Genomic DNA, 20,615 nt, shown 5'->3' on the forward strand with positions numbered 1-20,615 from the left:
ATTTATTTACGCAACGGATAAATGTTGGATCGTTCCATCAACATATCGCGCTGAACTGTGCCTGAATCGGCCTTGATCATGGCCAGCTCGGCACTGAAAAAAGACACGTGCTGCATCCGCGCAGCACGCAAATCGGCGGACTTCATTTGCGCCTCGCTAAAATCCGAATTGCTAATGTGTGCGCCAGACAAATCCGTTCGGATAAACAGGCTCTGTTTAAAGAAACTATCCGCCAGACTGACGTCATGCATCCTCGTCTCTGAGAAATCGCATGTACTCAGATCACTGGCCATGACCTTTCCTCGGGTGAGATCGAGTTTCCTGAAGCTCGATGCCGAAATAATCGAGTGGGAAATTTCCAGCTCGTCGATCGTGGTCGAGGGGGCAATATAGAGTTTGGATGCATTGCTTTCGATCATGTGAAACGCCCGCAACTTCTGCATCTCGACGAATGTCATCGAATCGATATGGCAAGCCTCCATGCGCAGCCCGTCGATCGATCCTTTGAGAAAGGTGTGCCTCAAAAAATGGCAATGCTCAAAAGCGACACGCTCCAATCTGCCACGCACGACGGGGAAATTGACAAAGCGGCAGTGCTCAAAACGGCAGTCTTTCAGCCTGATCCTGAAATGCATCCACTCCTGCAGATCCGACCGAACAAAGCGGCAGCCCTCAAACCTCGCTTTGTCCGATTGCACACCAGACAGTCGGCAATCGATAAACTGGCACTCATTAAAGTGCGCCCGGTTCCAGTCTACCGATGAAAAATCGCATCCCGTAAAAACGACGCGATCAAAATCACAGCACGCCATCTTCGCTTTGCTGAAATCACAATCAGAGATTCGGCTATCACTGATGACCAAGCCGCTCACGTCCCAGCCCGAGTAGGAGGCGCTGGTTGCGATAAATTCGTGCAACCCGTAGCCATCAAAACCCGCAGGCAGCGGCTCCGTATTGCGCTGATTCAACCCAAAAATACGATACAAGTTCCTCGGATTACCGGAATAATCGCGCTTTCCGGTCCGTGCGCCGGGCGCTCTTGCCACGGTGTCCTCGAACTGTTCGAGTTGCTGTTGCCGTAACTGTTGCAATTGAATATGCGCGGCGCCAGTGGTCGTGGCCTGCGCACCCCCGACGGCTTCAACTTGCTTCCGGGCCTCTTCCCTGAGGGACACCAATAGTGCTTCTTGCTGCTCCTTCAGAAAGCGCTGGTGCGCGTCGGTCATCGATTGAGGCACTTCATCGGAGGTGGGCTTGGGCTTTTGACGCCCCTTGCGGAACCGCTCCTTGGCGGCCTTGAGCGTCATGGTTTCCCGCTGCCGAGTGAGCATCTCTTCAATGATGTCGTCCTGCGCGATTTTTCCGTTTTGGCTTTTTCTCAGCCACGCGAGCTCTGACTCGACCTCTAGAACCGCTGCGGATTTCTCTGATTTGGGTACGTACTGCAGAACGTTGTTCGTCAGCTCTTTCTCCAGTTTCCTGAGCTTGTTGTGCAGCAGCGGAGAAAGCTCCACCTCGTCCAGCGAGGTCGCACGAATCCAACGGGCATCAACGAGTTGCTTATCCAGCAGCGCATGAAACCCTCCCTCTTGAGGATGAGTGCGCTTGCGGAAAATGTCCTCGTAGTACATCAATGTCTTGGGCGAGTCGCAGTGCTCCACCGCATACACAATATGGCTAATGTCACTGGCGTCATCCTCACTGATCTCCACAACGCCCTGATACACCAGTATCGCTTTTTCAAGGTGCGGGTAGGCCCAATAGGTCCTGAGACTCATCGGAACATCTTTCAGAAAGTCATTTTTTGCGGTATCTGCCTCTCGCTTGATCAACGCTTTAACAGCCAGCGGTGGAACAGCCGTGACCAGCCTGTCCTTTTCCGGATGCATATGGATGAACGTAATCTCGTCTCCGACCTCCAGACGATTCAGCCGTTGCCCATCCGGGCTTTGATTGAAATAGCTCCAATCGATATCGCGGGCAAATCCCGGAAACTCCTGAATCCGCCACTGCTCGTCATAGGTCCCCAGCAGCCTATTCCTGTCCGGTGACTCGATGGCAATCGCTGAATATCCCGCCGGGCGACAGTGCTGGCCTTCGCGAATAATGGGATTGGCGGGCTCTTCGATATTCGGCAGAAATCGGGCACGCAGGCCATTGACGTCCGTTTCCTGAAAACCCTTTCCCAGAGGGTTTTGTTCAAAACCTGCACCGCCGTAGGCATTGCGCCAATTAATCGGGATTTTCCTGAAAGGAAGCGCTCGACTGGGTTTGCCATCCGACCAATAGCGATCCCCCGTCACCCATAAATCCTTTCTGACATTGTTGACGGTCACCGATACCGCCGTCCGTCCGTTGACAGCGTACTCTCCAAAACCGTAGGCATTCAGAATAATTTCCGGAGTGCGCTTCGGGATACCAAAATCCAGCGCTTCCGCACCGAAATTCAGTACAGACTCTTCATTAAAGACGCCCCATAACCGTTGTTCAGTCTCCAGGTAGAACTCCGAGGAAAATTCCACCATCACATAGCCAGTTATGGCCAGATAATCGTTGTTCAAATACCTGTAGGGTCGAGTCAGACAAGACAGACGATTGGGTTTAATGACTTTCATTAATCGGCGAATACTCAGACGATCAGAAAAAGCGCCTTGAACACCGTCTTGAGTGCCCCGAACTCATGTTCCTGGGAAAAGCCTTTGACACCAATAAAACCGCAATCGATCTTCAGCGCTCCGAGGTCGGTTTTCTTTGCGTAATACGTGTTCTGTGAAATGCTGGCCTGATGGCGAAACCCCGTGACGGATTGATGAAATCCCCGGAATTGGAAAATCTCGACGAACGCTTCCCCCTTCCATATACCGTAGGTGAAGTGTTTCTTGTGGGTTTCTTTGACCGTTGGCGCATCCATCACGATCTTGTCCGACGACAAGGTGATGCTGGTAGGCGCCTTCAGCGTCATATCGTCACCCGTCATATTGATCGAATGCGCTGCACTACCCCGTTGAATATCCAGCGGCCCGGCATCCGAGAACAGCTTCATGCTGGTGGCCGTCGTGAACTCGCCCTTGCCGCCGGTGGCATCTAGGTAAACGTCCGTAGGCGCTTTCAGGGTGGCGTTGTCGCCGGCGAATTCCAACTGATGATCCGGTCCGCCCTTTTGCAGCCAGACACTATTGTCGCCAGTCGATTTGACGCGTATATAGTTATCCGCCTCGAATACGCCATAGCCGCTGTCCGCTTTAATGTGGACATGACCCGAGGTCGACGTCATGTCGATGTCCGATGTCGTCGTGTTCTTGTATTTGTGCTTGAAGATTTCCTCTCGATCACCACCGGTGACCGTCAGCTTGTCGTATCCCTCGATGGTCGTATCCCGATAGGACTTGACCAGGTTCTTCTGGTATCCGACAACCGTATTGTCCTCATAATCACCGATCGTGGTGGTACGCGATTCCCCCACATCACGCGTCTCCAGGCCCTCGACGACCACGTGCAGATCTTTTTCCGAGTGCAGTCGCACGTACTCGCCGCCCAGCTTGTTTTCAATATAAAAATAGCTTTCGTTGGCAGGCGTGCCATGGTGGGAACGGCTGCTGAATCCCACAATAGTCGGTGACGGGGTGAATCCGCCCGCCGGCATCTGGCGATCGTTATAGACGCGCCCCGTCACCAAGGGGCGGTCGGGATTGCCGCCGATAAAATCCACCACGACTTCCTGGCCAACCCGCGGCGTGCTGACCGCCCCATAGCCATTGCCCGCCGAATCATTCGAGACGCGCACCCAGCACGAGCTGTTCTCATCGGGCTGGTTATACCGGTCCCAGCGAAAATGCAGCTTCACGCGCTGGTATTCGTCGGTATAAACCTCTGCTCCCGATGGGCCCGTCACGACCGCCGTCTGCGGGCCAGTGGTTTTGGGAATGGGCGTGATCACGGGCGCCCGGAACGGCAAGCTCGTCGGCTGAACCGTAAAGTCGAATCGATATTCACCGTCATCGCTGCCAGAGTGATAGCCCGCCTCGGTCAGAAAATACTCGACCGAGACAATGAGATATTCCTTGATATCCACCTTGCGCGGGCTGCGCCGCAACTGGAACGTATAGCCGGGAGCCAGCCCGCGCACATTGGCGCTGCCGCTGCTGCGCTCACTGGCCGAGCGCGTTTCCTCGAGCCGAATCTTGACGTAATGCTCGCCGTCCTGAATATCGGCGTAGCCGCCCTGCCATTCATAGATCTCGCGATTGGCCTGCGCTACGGGATAAGCCTCTTTGAGACGGCTATGCAGGTTCAAACTGGATTTCTTGAAGTTATAGTCATTAACGACGTATTCCACGCCGCGCAACTCTTCGCCGCTGCTCCAGGCATGAATCGTCTGCTCGCTGGCCAGGACATTCCTGTCCCGCGGAAAATAATCCAAAGCAGGATAATCCGGCAAAGGCTTGTGCTCGCCAATATCGTCGGTCAGCACCAGGATATGCTGATTTTTTTCGTGCTTGAAATAATAGTAAATCCCTTCGTGTTCCATCAGCCGGCTGACGAAATCGAAATCGCTTTCTTCGTATTGGACGCAATATTCGCGGGTCCGATAGCTGCCCTGCAGCTGTTTCTCATAAACGTAGCCCGCATATGAACCGAGCACCTCGTCCAGTATCTCGACGACGCTTTTGTTCTGATAGATCTTGCAGTCGCGGTTGCGCGTCAAATACCACAGCCAAGGGCTGACAGTGGCGCGATAGCGTGCCAGGCGCCGACCGCCCGATTCCTGTCCCACATAAGCAAACCGGACCACGTCGCCGCTCAGATAACGCTTTGCGCCACCCTCGGTCTCTATTTCCAGCGTCAGCGGCTTGCCCAATACTGAGGTGCCGCTGATGGCCGTTGTCTTCGCGACGAGCTCTACTTCAAACTCATACAGTTCGGACAGCGCTTCCCGTCCATGCATGCATTTGAATTCCAGCACCGCGCCCAGGGCGGTCTCTGCAACAACGACTCTATTCATGACCCTAACTCGATCCAGGTGTTAGATGAGTGCGGATAACCCTGATCCGACTATGACATTTTCGGGACCATGCTAGATTTTCGAGATGCCAGCCATATGACAGTTAACAAAGATTACATTTGAAGCATCTCTGTAGAAAATACTCATCCGACGCCCAACGGCGCCGGCCGTCAGTGAGCTGACGCGGCTGAAGCGGCCCCGCCGGCCCGCATTGCCGATGCAGTTCCGGCGGCCCTTGTGGGCAAAAACTGTATCCCGGTTCGTTTGACCAATTCGTCGTAAGTAATCGGTGGGCCTGCCTTGGTATTGGCGCTATTGGCCTGCCAATATGCCCAGGACCGCCCTGTCGTCGCGTCGTAGACGAGTTTGTAGAGATAGCCAGGCACCGCGACCCCGGCGCCGATGGCTTTGGGATTTTCGGTGTAAACGGGCCCGGTAAACAGATAAACGTCGCCCGGCGCCCTCATCACATATTTTCTCGTATCCTGCTCAATACGGCTCCAAGGACCGGCATTATGCGTCTGGTCCTGCGGCACCATATTGGCCAACGAGAAACTCTGCGCCATGGTCTGCGAGCTATACATATCCGCAGCAGGCGCCATATGGCCACGCGAATAACCCGAACCCTTGTAGTCGTCCAGATCCGCTCGCTCGGCCTGAGGCAAACGCGCTTCGCTATAGAACTTATCGGTCCGTTGCAATCCTTGCGCCTGTGTCAACAACTGGCGATTCAAGCGCTCGGCCACAAAAACCGGGGTTTTGGTCTGGCCACTATGCAGGATGGCAAATCCGGAAAAACACAGTTCCCGCAAGCCTTGTGTTGCCGGAACGATGGGCGGATGCTGGCTGGGGAAAAACTGCGGGCACGCGAAAAACTGAGTTTGAACCGACGGGCCGCTCAGTTTGACGGCGGGCGCGCTCTGGGCGGATGTCCCGTGCCCGACGCCCTGAGTCAGTCGCTCCCATGGCCAGCCCAAATGAGCCAGAATTTCCTTTGCCGATGCGGGTAGCTGCCATTGACTCGGCAACCGCCACTGAGACGGCATGTCCCATTGCGGATTCAGGAAATACGTGCCGGCACTGAAACCGGCTATCCCGGCAACGACGAACGCCCGCGTAAATCGCATCAGGCGATTGGCGGGTCTGGATTGACTCTTGGAAGTTGAACGTTTCTTTTTCGGGGCTGATTTCTTGGGGCGGGTCATACTGCTTTATGAGGCGGCGGGCCGGCGCGTCTCTATCGCCTGCACAGCGCCCTATTGTAGATGACGTATGATTCGGCCCGTACCAGCAAAAAAGGAATAATACGCATGCGTACCGTATTCATATTGATCGGGATAGCCGTGGTCGCTTTCTTTCTGGTCAAAGGCATCAAGGCCTATTTTGCCGAACGCAACGGCAACCGTTTCAAATAATCGGAGAAGAGCCTCATGGCAACCAAGCAGCAAATGGAAAACGTCGCACAGCAGGCGCGCGGGGCAGTGAAATGGGGATTCCTGGGCATCGTGATCTTTGCGATCATCTTGATGCTCGTTTTCGGATCGTGGTTCCAGGTGGATCAAGGCGATCGTGGTGTGGTTTTGCGCAACGGCAAAATCGTGGCGGTGGCCGAGCCCGGCCTGGGTTTCAAAATACCGGTCATCGATGCGGTGCATCCGATTTCCGTGCGAGATCACACCATTACTTTTGGCGGCCAGCATTCGGCGCCGCTGGAAGCCTACAGCTATGACCAGCAACCGGCCACGCTGCGCGTGTCGATCACCTATCAGGTGCCGCCCGCCAAGGTCGCTGAACTGTATTCCGAATATCAAACCCTCGAAAACGTGGAACAGCGCGTGATCGAGCGCCGCACCTTCGACGTGATCAAGAACGTCTTCGGTAAATACACCGCGGCCAGCGCGATTCAACAGCGCGAGAAAATGGGCATGGATGCCAACACTGCCATGCGTGCGGCGCTGCAGGACGTGCCCATCAACGTCGTGAGCGTACAAATCGAAGAAGTCGGCTTCTCAAAGGCCTACGAAGACAGTATCGAAAAACGCATGCTGGCCCAGGTGCAGATCGAAACGACCCGCCAGCAAAAGCAGACCGCGGAAATTCAGGCAGAAATCCAGGTCGTTCAGGCAGAGGCTGCCGCCCGCGCCCGCGTGGCCTCCTACAAAGCCGAGGCCGACGGGATCAAGCTGCGCGGCGATGCCGAAGCAGCCGCGATCGAGGCCAAGGCCCGCGCATTGGCCACCAACACCAATCTCGTGAACTTGAACGCGGTCGAGAAATGGGACGGCAAGCTTCCGGAAACGCAAGTGCCAGGATCTGCCCTGCCGTTCATCGGGATCAAGTAACCGCTATATCGCAGGCCACCGCTGACGTTTCCCCCCACGTCAGCGTCTGGATTCTGGGGCGCATGGCACGTAAACTTGCGAAGTATGACGACTCGGCTGGACCTCTACTCGCTGCAGGTCTTCTTGGCAGTACTCGAAGAAGGCAGCATCGCTGCTGCCGCAGTGCGCGAACACATCGCCCCCTCGGCACTGTCAAAGCGCCTGTCTGAACTGGAACGCACGCTCGACGTCATCCTCTTCCAACGCCATGCGCGCGGTGTCGAACCTACCAGCGCCGCTCGCGCCCTTGCTCGGCGTGCCCGTGCATTGCTGCATCAAACACAAGACCTGGCTGCAGAGATACAGGATTATTCCACCGGCCTGCGCGGCCGTGTCCGGGTGGCGGCCAACCTATCGTCAATCGCACAGTTTCTGCCTATGGAGCTGCGGCGCTTCATGGACCAGCATCCGCATGTGCAGATAGACCTGGAAGAATCCATCAGCTCGGGCGTCACCCGAGCGGTCGCCGACAATGCCGCCGACATAGGCGTGTATACACAATCCGACGATGAAGAGGGCCTGGACATTTATCCCTATCATCGCGATGTGATGGCTGTGGTGGTCCCGCGCAGCCACGTGTTGGCACGTCGCAAGTCCGTTGCTTTTGCGGAAACCCTGGACTTCGACCACGTCGGCATGCACCGAGGCAGCGCCGCAAACTACCTATTTACCCGGGAAGCCGCGGCGATCAATCGAACGTTACGCTTACGTTTCCAGGTCACCTCCTACGATGCCCTGGTTGCCATGGTACGAGCGAATCTGGGACTGGGCATCGTGCCCGTAAAGGCCTTGTCCATCCACGCGGCTGAGGACCTGCGCATCATTCCGCTCAAAGACGGCTGGGCCCAGCGCCAGTTGAAACTGTGCGTGCGCAGCAACGAAACACTGTCAGGCGCGGCAAAGCTACTGCTGGACCACCTGATATTGCAGGCGGCTTCCCAAGTGGATTGAGAGCGAAAAACTCGGCGCCAGCTCCGTACGGCCGGAGAATCCAGGCGGGCAATCGACTTTATCGCCCGTCGCTTTGACTTTTTGTATAAGCAGCAGTGAATGCAGTCGCAGCTCAGGGGGTGACGAGGCTGGACAGCCACTCGCGAAACGCGCGCAGCGCCCCGGACGATGGCTTACCGGTGGGCCACGCGAAGTAATAGGTATAGTCCTCGCGATCCAACACCAGGCCGAGCGGGGCTTCCAGGGTATGGTCGGCCAGTTCTTTTTCAATCAGCGCTTTCTGTGCAATGGCGACGCCATGCCCTTCTATGGCGGCCTGATAGGCGAGCAAGGATGTCCCGTACTTCATGCCCTGCGCTGGGTTGACGTTGCGTAGGCCGGCAGCCTGCAACCACGTGGCCCAGTCATCGGGGCGGGCCATGGAATGCAGCAACGTCTGCGTCGCCAGCTGCTTCTTGTTCGTCAAACGCATGGCGGGCGCCGCTACGGGAATAAGCTCGTTGCGCACCAGCCGCAACGTACGCATCCCCGGCCAACGCCCCTCGCCCAACTGTATGCCGGCGTCGATGTCTTCGCGCTGAAAATCCAGAGGAGCGAACGACGTCATGACCTGGACGTCGATGTTCTTGTGCAGTTGATGAAAACTTGCCAGGCGCGGAATCAGCCACCGCACGGCGAATGTGGCGGGCGACCGTATCCGCAAGGTGTTGCGGCCCTGGGCGCTGCCAGTAATAGCCAGTGTGGCTTCCCGCAGGGCGGCGAATAGCGGTATCAAATCAGACAGATAACGCGCGCCCGCGGGAGTGAGTTCGAGCCCGCCACGTATGCGAACGAACAAGGGTGTCCCGAGAAAGCTTTCCAGAGCGTGTACCTGCCTGCTGACCGCCGCAGGTGTCACGCAGAGTTCGTCGGCTGCCTTGGAAATACTAAGCAGCCGTCCCGTGGCCTCAAAGGCCCGGGCGGGATTCAGGGGAGGAAGTAAGTCGCGACGAGCCATGTGTAAAGGGTCTTACGCTAATGACGCATCGCTACTATAACGCTGTAGTACGCCAACCCACTCAAGTATCCAGGCCACCCATTCCAGGCTCTGAAGCAGCAGCGGGTCCATTTTTGCTGCATCAGCCATCGCGTTTGGCGATGGCCCGTCGAATATTCACGAATTGTCGCATCAGCGCTGATCTCCGAACATAAAAACCGACATCAGCACGCCGGGCTCGACGCTGCGAGCCTGGCCATCAGGAGACAGACATCGTGACGCTTCCCGATCGAGTCGACATCGTGGAGGTAGGCCTGCGCGACGGATTGCAAATCGAATCCGAGTTTGTGCCTACCGAAACGAAAGTCGATATTCTCAACGCCTTGATAGACGCCGGTGTGCGGCATTTTGAGGCCACGTCCTTTGTATCTCCGCGCGCCGTCCCGCAGATGCGCGATGCAGTCGACGTACTCGCAGGGGTGCGCAAAAAACAGGGCGTGGTACTGAGCGCCTTGGCCCCCAACCGCAAAGGCGTCGAGCGTGCGCTGGAATCTCAGGCAGACGAAGTGGTCGTGTTTTTATCGGCCACGGAAAGCCACAACCTGAAGAACCTGAACCGCCCTATCGAGCAATCGCTGCGCGACATCGAAGAGATCGCCGAAGTGCTCAAGGACAAACCTTTGCGACGCAATGGCGCCATCGCCGTCGCCTTTGGCTGTCCATTTGAAGGCGACGTGGACCTGGCTGTAGTCAAGACAATCTTCAATCGCTTCGTAGACCTCGGATTCAACGCGGTAACGCTGGGCGACACCACGGGCATGGCGACACCGAAACTGGTACGACAGACGGTAGAAGCCCTGCGCGCCGAAGCCCCCGACATGAAGATATCCCTGCATTTTCATAACACGCGCGGCATTGGCCTGGTCAATGTCGTCGAAGGCCTGCGCGCAGGCATCACGTCCTATGAGTCCTCATTGGCCGGCCTCGGCGGATGCCCGTTCGCACCCGGCGCCACAGGCAATATCTGTACCGAGGACCTGGTCTATCTGCTGGACGAAATGGGCATAGACAGCGGCATTGACCTGCAGGCGTTGATCCGCATTGCACAGCGCCTGGAAACCGTGGTGGGAAGGCGCCTGCCAGGGCAACTGATGAAGGCGGGCCCCCGTCTCAATTTGCATGATGTGCATGCCGCCACTGCCGCTGTGGGTTAACGTCGAGGAGCTCCGATGAACGATACGACCCGTCTCTCGCCTGCCGCACTGCCGATCTCCGCAATACGTGAAACTGCCGTCAACCTCAACCGTCCGGAATGCGTGCTTTGTACTGCCGCGGGAGATCTTTATGTTTCGGATAAGGCTGGCGGTATTCGACACATCCAGTCCAATGGCGACGCGCGCCTGATCGGTGCCCAGCCTGGCCTGATTCCCAATGGATTTGCGCTGATGCGCGACGGATCTTTTACCGTCGCCAATCTGGCCGATAACGGCGGTGTATGGCGCATTACCCGCAATGGGCAGGCCGCGCCCCATATCCAGGAGATCGATGGCATCGCCCTGCCCAGTGTGAATTTTGTCTGGCTGGATGATGCCGAACGGCTATGGATCTGTGTCAGCACGGTGCGTAAAGGCGATCATCAGTTCCGCCGTGATATTGCCGATGGATTCATCGCGGTACAGGACCAGCAAGGCGTGCGCGTCGTCGCACAGGACATACATTGGACCAATGAATGCCGTACGGATCCCACAGGACAGTACCTCTATGTGAACGAGACTTTTGGCCGCCGCCTGCTGCGCTTTCGCATCGGGGCGCACGGCGCGCTGAGTGAGCGCACCGTCATTACCGAATTTGGCAAAGGCGCCTATCCTGATGGCATGGCGGTAGACGAAGAAGGCCATATCTGGATCATCAGCGTCGTGTCCAACCGAGTCATCCGCGTCAGTCCCGAAGGCAAACAACAACTGATCATCGAAGACCTCGATGCCGCACATATCGACAAGCTGGAAACCGAATACCTGGCGAATCGCCTGAGCCGCCCCCTGGTGTACGACAACCACAGCGTAAAGCTGCAGAACATCACCAGCCTGGCCTTTGGCGGACCTGATAGAAAAACGGCGTATATGGGTTGCATCAACGGCACCTCGTTAGCGATATTCGACGCCCCCGTCGCTGGGCTGAAACCCGTGCACTGGAACTGGTAAAGATCGGCGCAATGTTAATGCGCATCACAAAGGCAATACGTCCGTAGACGACGAGCCCCCAAGGAGGAGACATCATGAAACAGCAACGGCTTACGCAGGCCTGCAGACAAAAAATATTCCTGACTGTATCGGTGGCCGCCGCGCTCGTCGCAGGCACATTAGGTTTCGCAGACGATGTGCAGGCGCGCGAGATGAAGATCGCCACCATCGCCGCATCGAACAGTCCATGGGATCACGCGATGCGTGCCTTTGCTGACGAGGCGGCCAAACAATCACAAGACGACCTCAAGGTGCATGTCTATACCGACGGGCAACTGGGAGATATCAGCAAGATCCTCTCTTCCATGCAATTGGGCACCTTGGACATGGGATATTTTGGTCTGGGCTCGGTGGTCTTTCTACGCGGCGCACAGCCCCTGAACATTCTGTACGCACCTTACTTATTCAAAAGCGGCGAACAAGCCGAACGTATCGTCAACAGCGAAGAATTTCAGAAACTTTTCGACGAGGTCGCCAAAAAGTCCGGCGTACGGGTGTTTGCCGCGTTCGGCATTCGCTCGCCCCGCGCGCTGCAAACCGTCTCACGCGCGATCAACAAACCAGAAGACGTGCAAGGCTTGAAACTGCGCATTCCGTCCATTCCTATCCTGAAGACCACGTTCGAAACGCTGGGCGCCCAGGTTGTACCGTTGGGAATGACAGAAATCTATACCGCCCTGGGCAGAGGCATGATAGACGGGCAGGATAACGGTTTTGATCTGTCCATCCCGCTGCGCTTTCACGAGGAAGCCAAATACTGGGCTGCGACAGACCATGCCTATGAACTCACAGGCTGGTTCATTTCCGAACGCACCTGGCAGGGCCTGAGCGACAAAGAGCGTGCTGCTCTGGTCGCCGCTGCCAAGGCCGGCGGCCAGGTCGCGACGAAACTGGACAAAGAGCTGGACGACAACGCCATCAAGCTGCTGAAAGATGCCGGCGTAACCTATACGCAACCCGACAAAGCCGCGTTCCAGGCCGCGCTGGCGAACGTCTACAAACAATACGAAGGCAAAGATTGGCCCGAAGGCATGGTCGAACGCATTCAGAAAATGCAGGAGTAGCCCATGAGCGTGCCGATACGCGCCACTGCACCATCTTCCGCCGCCCTGCAAACCCCCAGCGGCTGGCGCTCGTGGGTACTGCGCGCGGACCGCGTGATCTGCTGGATCGGCAGATTGAGCGTCGTCCTGACGCTGGCCGTGGTGCTGGTTTCATGTTTTTGCCAGGTGCTGGACCGCTACGCGTTGAAGACTCAATTCGATGCATGGGATCAGATTGCCCGTATCGGCATGCTGTGGTCCGCCTTTGTAGGCGCAGCGATGGCACTGAGGGAACGCCGCAACGTGGTCATCGATATCATCGACCGCCACCTTTCCGAACGCGTGCGTAACGTCCGGGACAAACTTTTTGACGCGCTGTTGCTCGTATTGGCCATCACGCTATTCGTCAAAGGACTGGATGTCGTCGCCGTCGGCCAGTTTCAAGACATCGTCGGTACGCCGTTTACCTATGCCGTGAGCTATGCCTCGCTGACAACGGGCATGGTGTTTTTCATCTTGTTTTTGGTGCTGCGCCTGATCATTCCCCAGGCGCCTGCTCCAGAGGATATCTTTCACACCGAGCCGGCCATGGGCAACACGACCGTATCGCCGGGAGACCCATCATGATCATCGGCTCGGTCATTCTGTTCATCGTGCTGATATTGATGGGCCTGGACATTGGCTTTTCGATGATCACGGCAGCGATGGTAGGGATGCTGTTCAAATCGGGCGGCGGCGTCGACATTGTGCAGGCGCCGCTGACGATGCTCGGTGGCATCGACGAAACGGCCTTGGTAGCCATTCCCCTGTTTATTCTGGCAGGCGAGCTGATGAACCGCGGCGGTGTCACCCTGCGTTTGATCAACTGGTCCATGGCCATGGTGGGCCATCTGCGCGGCAGCCTGTCGCAAGTCTCGTTGACCACTAATCTGGTCATGGCCGGCATCAGCGGCTCGGCCGTTGCCGATGCCAGCGCCATTGGCACAGCGATGATTCCCTCCATGAAACAGGAGGGCTATCGGCGCGGCTATCCCGAAGCGGTCATCGCCTGTGGCGCCATGCTAGGCCCTATCCTGCCGCCTTCCATCCCGATGATTGTGTATGCGGTGCTGGCCAATTTATCGATCATCCGCCTGTTCCTCGCAGGCATCATTCCGGGGTTCATGCTGCTGGCCGGCTATATGGCGATATGCGCATGGCAGGCGCGCCGTCATCACTATCGTTCGCGGCCTAAAGCCAGCTGGCCTGAGCGCGCTCGCGTGACGCGTGCGTCGATCTGGGCGCTGATGATGCCCATATTGATCATTGTGGGGATTCGTTTCGGCCTGTTGACGGACACCGAGGCAGCCGCCTTTGTCGCAGTCTATGCCCTGTTGGTGGGCCTGATGGTCTACCGCGAACTGAAGCCGGGAAATTTGAGCGAAGTGTTTTACTCGGCCGGGCGCACCATGGCAGTGGTGTTGTTTCTGCTGGCGGCGGCAGGCCCTTTCAGCTGGCTGATCAGCGAATCGCGTGTCGCGGCCACGATTGCCAATGCCATTCTCGGAATATCGGATCAACCCTGGGTGATCCTGTTGACGGTGAATGTGTTTCTCATCCTGGTGGGAAAGATCCTGGAACCCCTGCCCGCCATGATCATCACGTTGCCCGCGCTATTGCCGATCGGCGCGCAACTAGGCATGGACCCGATCCAGTACGCGATGATTTTGATCCTGAATCTCATGACCGGCATGCTGACACCGCCCGTCGGCATTCTGCTCTTTGTGACGTCTGCTGTGGGCCGCACGCCTATCGGCCCCATCGTACGCGAGGTCATTCCATTCTTTATCTGGGCGCTGATCGTACTCGCGTTGATCTGCGCCTTTCCTCCACTGACTTTATGGCTACCCAGCCTGGGCGGCTGACACATGCATCCATCTGAACAAGACACGAACATGCCATTATCGGGAATTCGCGTTCTCGATCTGACTCGAATTATCTCCGGCCCCTACTGCACGTCGATTCTGGCGGACATGGGCGCCGAGGTGATCAAAATCGAAACACCGGGCGAAGGTGATCCCGTACGCCGCCAAGGTGTCATCCGCGACGGCCTGAGCTGGTATTTCGCGAACTACAACCGCAACAAAAAGTCCGTGACTCTGGACTTGTACAGCCAGGAAGGCAAAGACATTCTGCGCAGCCTGATCCCACGCTGCGATGTCATCATCGAGAACTACCGCCCCGGTATCATGGAAAAAATGGGATTGGGCAGCGACGCACTGAAGGCCCTGCGGCCCGATATCATTCACTGCAGTATCAACGGATTCGGCACATCGGGTCCCTATCGTGACCGGCCGTCGTTCGATTTCATCGCTCAGGCCATGAGCGGCTTCATGAGCCTGAATGGCGCGGAAAGCGATCCCCCCATGCGTGCCGCACCGCCCATCAGTGATTTGATTGCAGGGATGAACGGCGCGTTGGGTGTCATGGCAGCGTTGCTGCGGCGCGAGCGCACGGGCCGCGGAGACACGGTCAGCGTCAGCCTGCTGAGCAGCATGATAGGCCTGCTGAGTTTTCACGCGGCAAACTATTTCGCCAACGGACAATTACCTGCCCGCACAGGCAACGATCACGGCATCGTCGCGCCCTATGGTCTGTTCGAAACGGCAGACGGTCAGGTGGCGATTGCGCCGTCGAACGACGCCATGTATGAAAAATTGCTGGATGCGCTGGAATTACAGGAATTGCGCACCCACCCAGACTTTCAGGCAAACGCCGATCGCATGCTGAACCGGACCTCGATCAAAGCCATCATCGAGGCGCGCACCCGGCAACAAGCTACACACTACTGGATCGAACGCTTGAATCGCTATGGCGTCCCGTGCGGACACGTGATGAACCTGCAAGAAGTCTTTGCCGATCCTCAAGTCGCGGATCAGGAAATGGCGATTGACGTCCCGCATCCTGACGGCCAGCAGGTGCGTATGCTGGGCTTTCCCGTGAAATTCACTGAAGCCCCCTGCCGGGCGTATCGCGCATCTCCCGAACTCGGTGGTGACACCGACGACGTGCTCACCGAGCTGGGGCTTGCTCGCGAGTACATCGCCCAACTGCGCCAAGCCGGCAAAATCTGAAATACTACACAAGGCCTGTGCCAGGGCCTTATTTGCATCGAGTAATACACGACACTGGCGCCACGACCAGCGCAAACCCCAAAGGAGATCGACATCATGCTACGTGCAACCCTACTAGCGGGCTGCTTTATGGCCCTTGCAATGCCCGCCGTTGCGCAAAAGAATTATCCTGACCAACCGATTCGCATCATCGTACCGTTCACCCCTGGCGGAGGTACCGACTTTCTCTCGCGTACCGTTGCGGCCAAATTGGCCGAGACCACTAAATGGAACGTCGTCGCAGAAAACCGCGCAGGCGCAGGCGGCACGGTTGGCATCTCGGCCGCAGCACGCGCGCAACCCAGCGGCTACGAAATCGTCATGGGCCAGACCGACAATCTGGCGGTCGCCCCCTCGCTCTATAGCAAACTCACTTATGACCCGATCAAGGACTTTGCGCCCATCGGCATCGTAGGCGAAGCCCCGCTGATCGTCGTGGCGGGCAAGAACAGCCCCTACAAGACGTTGGACGATTTGATCACAGCCGCCAAGAAGGCACCCGGCACGATCAACTATGGCTCGCCCGGTGCAGGCACTATTACCCATCTGGCTGCGGAACTGCTGCAACAAAAGGCCAATATCAAACTGGTGCATGTGCCCTACAAGGGCTCGGGTCCGGCGATGGCCGATCTGTTGGGTGGACAGATTCCCATCATCTTTACGTCGATACCTTCATCAGCGCCGCAGATCAAAGCAGGCACCGTGATCCCCTTGGCGGTCACCTCACCCAAGCGCAGCCCCGCCATGCCAGACGTACCGACCGTTGCCGAGCTGGGCTATCCCGATTTCGACGTGCGCGTCTGGTACGGTTTGCTGGCGCCGGCTCAGACGGACAAGCATATCGTGCAGACGTTGAACACGGAGCTGAACAAGATTCTCGCGCTCCAGGACATTAAAGACGCGCTGGCGGCTCAAGGCGCAACGGCAATGCCGACGACGCCCGAACAATTTGCGCAAACGATCGAGCACGATCTCAAAAAATGGAAACCGGTCATCAAGGCAGCCAATCTCAAACTGGACTGACGGCCTGATTCCGAGGATTACGCCGCCACACGCAGATGCCGCTTGCCGCGGCGGCCCGTGACCGGGGTGGGGCTGGGATTGAGCAGGCTGCTCGGGATATCAGCGAGCAGCGCTTGCTCACCTGCTTGGCTGATCTGCCCGGGCAAGATCCAGCTCTTGCCATCACCGCACTCGGTGTCCCGCAGATGTTGTGCAAGACGCATGGCGTCATGTTCCGCCCGCTCACGGCTGGGACGGGCAACCTCGCAAAAACGCGTAAAGCTGACGGTCCAATCGGATTCGCGGCCAATGACCTCGACACATCCCCGATATTCGCCCAAGTCGGCTTCGTGCACACGAGGACGAATGGTATAGCTCACCTTGGAAGCGAACGCAGCATAAGTGTCCATAGCGGATCTCCCTGATGATGTCCTGCCCATTCAGAGTAGATCAATAAGATGATCAAACTATGGCCATTTGCAATCTTTGAAAACCATTACGAAAAAGTTACATAAGCCATAATTCAGTACATTCGCGCCCGATTTTTGACGTCAAATCTTGTTGGACCGCCGTCTTCCCCGAGAGTGAGCGCTTTGACGGGACTGTTTATTTTGGTCGGAATGTTGCGATTCCGACGTGGAATCCGCCGATTTTGTATCTGTAGAACGTTGCGCATGGGCCACACGAGGCGCTTGAGACGGACGAGTTTGGCTGGACGATCCATCATGCGGCATACGCCATTCATGGCTGTCACGCCGCTGCGAACGCTGCCCCGTCTTTCGTTGACCCGTCAAGGTCGCAAAATCCGACGAAAACAAGTCCCACGACGCAATGAACAACGCGGCGATCAACGGTCCGATTACAAAACCGTTCAGCCCGAACAACCCCATCCCTCCCAGCGTGGAAATCAGCACCACATAGTCGGGGAGCTTGGTGTCTTTACCGACCAGCAAGGGACGCAATACGTTGTCGACCATGCCGATCACCAGCACACCGTACAAGGCCAACGCCACGCCCTGCCACAGCTCGCCCGAGACCAGGAAATAGACTGCAACCGGCCCCCAGACCAGGCCTGCGCCGATGGCGGGCAGCAATGATAGAAATGCCATCACTACGCCCCATAACACGGGCCCCTGGATGCCAAGTATGTAAAAAATCACGCCGCCCAACGCACCCTGCGCAGCCGCCACAGCGATGTTGCCTTTGACGGTTGCCCGGATCACGGTAGTGAATTTGCGCAGCAAGTGCAATTTGTGTGTGTCGCTCAAGGGAATCGCCTCACGCAATCGCGCCGACACAACCGAGCCATCACGCAGCAAAAAGAACAACAAATACAACATCACGCCAAAGCTGATCAGAAACTCAAAGGTGTTCTGGCCGATATTGAACGCCTGCGTGGCGATGTACTGACTGCCTTGCATGGCGCCCGCGGTCAGCTTGTCCTGCATGCTGGATAGATCGCCGATCCCGAAACGGTCCATCATGTTTTGCACGCTGGCAGGCATCGCATCCAGGATCTGCTGCACATAAGAACCGAAGTTCAAATTCCCTGACTTGACGCGTTGATACAGGCTGCTGCCCTCCTGCACCAGCGAGCCGGCAATGAAAGTCACCGGTACGATCACCACCACCAACACCAGCATCAATGAGATCAGTGCCGCGAGGTTGCGCCTGCCGCCTAGTTTGGCGGCGATGCGCCGATGAATCGGCGCAAAAATAATGGCTAGAATCGCGCCCCAGAACACGGCGCCATACAGCGGCCACAATAGCCAGACAAAGGCGATCGACACGACCACCAGGAGAAACAAGAAAAAGCGGTAATGCAGGCTGGAGCCATTCATAGCGTGAATTCCATGCGCGGCGTTGGCCGCGATTGCTGCGATTGTACAAATGGTCGGATCATAGGGGCTGCAAGGTTTGCAGACGGGCTTGTGCCTGCTCGATAGCGGCAGCGTGACTATTCAACGTATCGAGCAGTTGGTTGAGTTCGCGTTGTACAGAGGGATCGCGCACAGCGGCAGAGTCGGCGTCGATCGTGATCTGATCCGCGTGCTTGGTGATGAAATCCGCTGCACGCAGGGCGTCGTCCAAAGAAGCCAGGGCCGTGGCGGTCAGCTCGTCCAGGACGCCGACAGGCTGGGTCACGATTTTGTCGTAGGCGTTGGTGTATACCGGCTGCAGATCCGCAGGCTGCTCCCATTCGGCACGCTCGGACTGCGCATGAGCCTGTGCCTGGTGCAGTGCCTCTTGTCCGGCAGCCAAGGCTTGGCGGTCTGCCAGCAGGGTCTGCTGGCGAGCCTGCAGCTGCGCTAGCGATACCAGCTCCTCGTGCTCGAAAGCATTCGCCAGATTCTGCATCTGTTGCTGGACAGCATTGTCCACGGCGCTCAGCACCGCATATTGGTCGGCATAATCACCCAACGCATCACGCTGTGTCTCGTCCAGGGCGGGAACGCGGCGATCGGCCGTATCAATTACCTGTGTCTGCAGCCATGCAATAAACGCGGCACGTTGCTCCGGCTCTTTATTGACGCAGCCGGCAATGGCCATACTCAGCAGGACAATGCTGATGAACTGAAAGGCGATCCGCATGATTCTCCTGAAATACGCCGATACTGCGCCGGCCGCGGGGCGCTCACGCCGCAGCCGGATCGCTTACGCCGCATAGACTACCCTACAATGGCTACATGAACGCATCCAACTCTTCGCCTTCTGTTACCGGCTCCAGCGAATCGCAACCCTGGGGTTACACCCATCCCGACTGCCGGGGCTCGTCGGCATTCCTGTTTTTCACATCGGATCTCGCTCGCGTAGTGAACCAGGAGTTAGCCGGCCAATCGCTGGACGCCCCCGCCATGGCCCGCGCACAACAAGCGGTCGACGCTCTGGTGCAACGGTATGTCGATATCCAGGCTGCGCCCGCGGCGTTCAATGGCCAGCGCATCCTCCTGAAACTGGATACGACGGCGCCTGGCGCCACGCCCCAAGTCGCCTTGGAAATGTCGCCGGAGCTCGAAGACCAGATCATCGAAGCCCAACGCCTGGCGCACCAGCAGGCCGCAATCGGTCAGTAATATTTTGTCATTTATTGCCGTGGACTTGCGCCAGCAGGTCCATGATGCCACCCAGCCAAGAAAACTCTTGCCAAAACAATAATTTAGCGTTATATTAGAAAGCTTGGCAGTAAGCGCCACAGGGATACGCCAGGCAAAACGCCTGGCACATTATTTAAATCCATAATCCATCCCCGACGGCAGTCTTGGCGAAATATACCCAACATCAATCCGCCATCCTGCCTTGATTCCGTGGCCATTGGCCATTTGTTTAAATCGCCCCGCCCCAACCGAGGCATACGCCGCAACGCATACGGCCAACGTCCGTGCAGCATTTGCGACTAGAGATTGACACCCTTTTGTCATTCCTGCTTTTACGCAGCTTGCTCAAGGCTTGTCATTGCATTTCCATAACCATAACGAGAACTCAAATGAACCACTACATTCACCCCATTACGCCGTCTGAACTGCTGCCTCGCCGCGCACATACCAATCTCGATCAGGTGCCGATCCACGTCGGCGATATCGTGCACCTGCGTCCGGCCAATGGCCCAGCAATTCGCGCCACGGTGATTTACAACGCGCCGATCAACGGTACCGTGACCTACACGACCGACGTCGTGCGCCCTCGTGGCTGCTCGGATCAGTCAGGCATGCGCATTCGATTCCGTCACGAACACGTGCATCGGATCGAACCTGTCCGCAAACAGGCGGCCTGATTCCCATCAAATGATCGGTTCAGTCCAACGGCAGCCGGCCCGAGCGCACGGCACTTGATACGGCAAGCTTGGGCCTCGCACTGCCTGCGTTGGACG

At 57.1% G+C, this 20,615-nt stretch carries 17 protein-coding genes and 1 pseudogene; 11 read left to right on the plus strand and 7 right to left on the minus strand.

What is annotated here, in order from left to right; all coding sequences use genetic code 11:
- Positions 1–2 precede the first annotated feature (2 nt).
- The 3 genes from ACYVIT_RS16030 to ACYVIT_RS16040 all read right to left on the minus strand — a co-directional run bounded on the left by ACYVIT_RS16030 (position 3) and on the right by ACYVIT_RS16040 (position 6,207).
- Entirely contained in the window at positions 3–2,615 is a 2,613-nt protein-coding gene (locus ACYVIT_RS16030) for a DUF2169 family type VI secretion system accessory protein (protein WP_415808072.1), read from the minus strand.
- A 14-nt stretch (positions 2,616–2,629) separates the two neighbouring features.
- Positions 2,630–5,002, minus strand: a complete 2,373-nt coding sequence (locus ACYVIT_RS16035; protein ID WP_415808071.1) for a type VI secretion system Vgr family protein — start codon at positions 5,000–5,002, stop codon at positions 2,630–2,632.
- Between the two features lie 170 nt (positions 5,003–5,172).
- Positions 5,173–6,207 (minus strand): DNA/RNA non-specific endonuclease, encoded by a 1,035-nt coding sequence (locus ACYVIT_RS16040; protein WP_415808070.1) that lies wholly within the window; start codon positions 6,205–6,207, stop codon positions 5,173–5,175.
- Between the two features lie 321 nt (positions 6,208–6,528).
- On the opposite strand from ACYVIT_RS16040, the gene ACYVIT_RS16045 reads away from it, so the two are divergent.
- Entirely contained in the window at positions 6,529–7,344 is an 816-nt protein-coding gene (locus ACYVIT_RS16045) for a prohibitin family protein (RefSeq protein ID WP_415808108.1), read from the plus strand.
- Positions 7,345–7,428: 84 nt separating this feature from the next.
- Positions 7,429–8,334 carry a LysR family transcriptional regulator gene (locus tag ACYVIT_RS16050; RefSeq protein ID WP_415808069.1) on the plus strand — a complete coding sequence of 302 codons (906 nt, stop codon included), beginning with the start codon at positions 7,429–7,431 and terminating at the stop codon, positions 8,332–8,334.
- A gap of 112 nt (positions 8,335–8,446) precedes the next feature.
- On the opposite strand, the gene ACYVIT_RS16055 is transcribed toward ACYVIT_RS16050, so the two are convergent.
- A complete protein-coding gene (locus ACYVIT_RS16055; RefSeq protein WP_415808068.1) occupies positions 8,447–9,331 on the minus strand; it encodes a LysR substrate-binding domain-containing protein in 885 nt (294 codons plus the stop codon).
- A gap of 254 nt (positions 9,332–9,585) precedes the next feature.
- Here ACYVIT_RS16055 and ACYVIT_RS16060 point away from each other — a divergent pair, with 254 nt between their 5' ends.
- The 7 genes from ACYVIT_RS16060 (at position 9,586) to ACYVIT_RS16090 (ending at position 16,768) form a co-directional block, all read left to right on the plus strand.
- A complete protein-coding gene (locus ACYVIT_RS16060) occupies positions 9,586–10,524 on the plus strand; it encodes a hydroxymethylglutaryl-CoA lyase (protein WP_415808067.1) in 939 nt (312 codons plus the stop codon).
- A 15-nt stretch (positions 10,525–10,539) separates the two neighbouring features.
- Complete coding sequence (locus tag ACYVIT_RS16065) at positions 10,540–11,511, plus strand: SMP-30/gluconolactonase/LRE family protein (RefSeq protein WP_415808066.1); 972 nt, start codon at positions 10,540–10,542, stop codon at positions 11,509–11,511.
- A 74-nt stretch (positions 11,512–11,585) separates the two neighbouring features.
- The gene (locus ACYVIT_RS16070; RefSeq protein WP_415808065.1) at positions 11,586–12,614 is read left to right on the plus strand and encodes a TRAP transporter substrate-binding protein; all 1,029 of its coding nucleotides are present in this window, start codon (positions 11,586–11,588) and stop codon (positions 12,612–12,614) included.
- Positions 12,615–12,617: 3 nt separating this feature from the next.
- Positions 12,618–13,220 (plus strand): TRAP transporter small permease, encoded by a 603-nt coding sequence (locus ACYVIT_RS16075; RefSeq protein ID WP_415808064.1) that lies wholly within the window; start codon positions 12,618–12,620, stop codon positions 13,218–13,220.
- Positions 13,217–14,497: a TRAP transporter large permease gene (locus ACYVIT_RS16080; protein WP_415808063.1), complete on the plus strand. Its 1,281-nt coding sequence runs from the start codon at positions 13,217–13,219 to the stop codon at positions 14,495–14,497. The genes ACYVIT_RS16075 and ACYVIT_RS16080 overlap by 4 nt, the downstream gene beginning before the upstream one ends.
- 30 nt (positions 14,498–14,527) lie before the next feature.
- Positions 14,528–15,706, plus strand: coding sequence for a CaiB/BaiF CoA transferase family protein (locus ACYVIT_RS16085; RefSeq protein ID WP_415808062.1), 1,179 nt, complete (start codon positions 14,528–14,530; stop codon positions 15,704–15,706).
- A 96-nt stretch (positions 15,707–15,802) separates the two neighbouring features.
- Positions 15,803–16,768: a Bug family tripartite tricarboxylate transporter substrate binding protein gene (locus tag ACYVIT_RS16090; RefSeq protein WP_415808061.1), complete on the plus strand. Its 966-nt coding sequence runs from the start codon at positions 15,803–15,805 to the stop codon at positions 16,766–16,768.
- Between the two features lie 17 nt (positions 16,769–16,785).
- On the opposite strand, the gene ACYVIT_RS16095 is transcribed toward ACYVIT_RS16090, so the two are convergent.
- The 3 genes and pseudogenes from ACYVIT_RS16095 to ACYVIT_RS16105 form a co-directional block, all read right to left on the minus strand.
- Entirely contained in the window at positions 16,786–17,157 is a 372-nt protein-coding gene (locus tag ACYVIT_RS16095) for a hypothetical protein (protein WP_415808060.1), read from the minus strand.
- 399 nt (positions 17,158–17,556) lie between these two features.
- A pseudogene (locus tag ACYVIT_RS16100) lies at positions 17,557–18,588 on the minus strand (AI-2E family transporter); the annotation flags it as partial.
- Positions 18,589–18,646: 58 nt separating this feature from the next.
- Entirely contained in the window at positions 18,647–19,339 is a 693-nt protein-coding gene (locus ACYVIT_RS16105) for a DUF3053 family protein (protein WP_415808059.1), read from the minus strand.
- Between the two features lie 95 nt (positions 19,340–19,434).
- Between ACYVIT_RS16105 and ACYVIT_RS16110 the strand changes: the two genes are divergently transcribed.
- Positions 19,435–19,821 (plus strand): hypothetical protein, encoded by a 387-nt coding sequence (locus ACYVIT_RS16110; protein WP_415808058.1) that lies wholly within the window; start codon positions 19,435–19,437, stop codon positions 19,819–19,821.
- Between the two features lie 410 nt (positions 19,822–20,231).
- The gene (locus tag ACYVIT_RS16115) at positions 20,232–20,519 is read left to right on the plus strand and encodes a hypothetical protein (RefSeq protein WP_415808057.1); all 288 of its coding nucleotides are present in this window, start codon (positions 20,232–20,234) and stop codon (positions 20,517–20,519) included.
- The last annotated feature ends 96 nt before the right edge of the window (positions 20,520–20,615 follow it).

The organism is Bordetella muralis (assembly GCF_054781015.1).

Coding starts and splice junctions, on each gene's coding strand:
- ACYVIT_RS16055 (WP_415808068.1), bottom strand. CDS start 9,331: ATGGCTCGTCGCGACTTACTTCCTCCCCTGAATCCCGCCCGGGCCTTT.
- ACYVIT_RS16080 (WP_415808063.1), top strand. CDS start 13,217: ATGATCATCGGCTCGGTCATTCTGTTCATCGTGCTGATATTGATGGGC.
- ACYVIT_RS16065 (WP_415808066.1), top strand. CDS start 10,540: ATGAACGATACGACCCGTCTCTCGCCTGCCGCACTGCCGATCTCCGCA.
- ACYVIT_RS16070 (WP_415808065.1), top strand. CDS start 11,586: ATGAAACAGCAACGGCTTACGCAGGCCTGCAGACAAAAAATATTCCTG.
- ACYVIT_RS16075 (WP_415808064.1), top strand. CDS start 12,618: ATGAGCGTGCCGATACGCGCCACTGCACCATCTTCCGCCGCCCTGCAA.
- ACYVIT_RS16090 (WP_415808061.1), top strand. CDS start 15,803: ATGCTACGTGCAACCCTACTAGCGGGCTGCTTTATGGCCCTTGCAATG.
- ACYVIT_RS16110 (WP_415808058.1), top strand. CDS start 19,435: ATGAACGCATCCAACTCTTCGCCTTCTGTTACCGGCTCCAGCGAATCG.
- ACYVIT_RS16085 (WP_415808062.1), top strand. CDS start 14,528: ATGCCATTATCGGGAATTCGCGTTCTCGATCTGACTCGAATTATCTCC.
- ACYVIT_RS16035 (WP_415808071.1), bottom strand. CDS start 5,002: ATGAATAGAGTCGTTGTTGCAGAGACCGCCCTGGGCGCGGTGCTGGAA.
- ACYVIT_RS16115 (WP_415808057.1), top strand. CDS start 20,232: ATGAACCACTACATTCACCCCATTACGCCGTCTGAACTGCTGCCTCGC.
- ACYVIT_RS16095 (WP_415808060.1), bottom strand. CDS start 17,157: ATGGACACTTATGCTGCGTTCGCTTCCAAGGTGAGCTATACCATTCGT.
- ACYVIT_RS16045 (WP_415808108.1), top strand. CDS start 6,529: ATGCTCGTTTTCGGATCGTGGTTCCAGGTGGATCAAGGCGATCGTGGT.
- ACYVIT_RS16030 (WP_415808072.1), bottom strand. CDS start 2,615: ATGAAAGTCATTAAACCCAATCGTCTGTCTTGTCTGACTCGACCCTAC.
- ACYVIT_RS16050 (WP_415808069.1), top strand. CDS start 7,429: ATGACGACTCGGCTGGACCTCTACTCGCTGCAGGTCTTCTTGGCAGTA.
- ACYVIT_RS16105 (WP_415808059.1), bottom strand. CDS start 19,339: ATGCGGATCGCCTTTCAGTTCATCAGCATTGTCCTGCTGAGTATGGCC.
- ACYVIT_RS16040 (WP_415808070.1), bottom strand. CDS start 6,207: ATGACCCGCCCCAAGAAATCAGCCCCGAAAAAGAAACGTTCAACTTCC.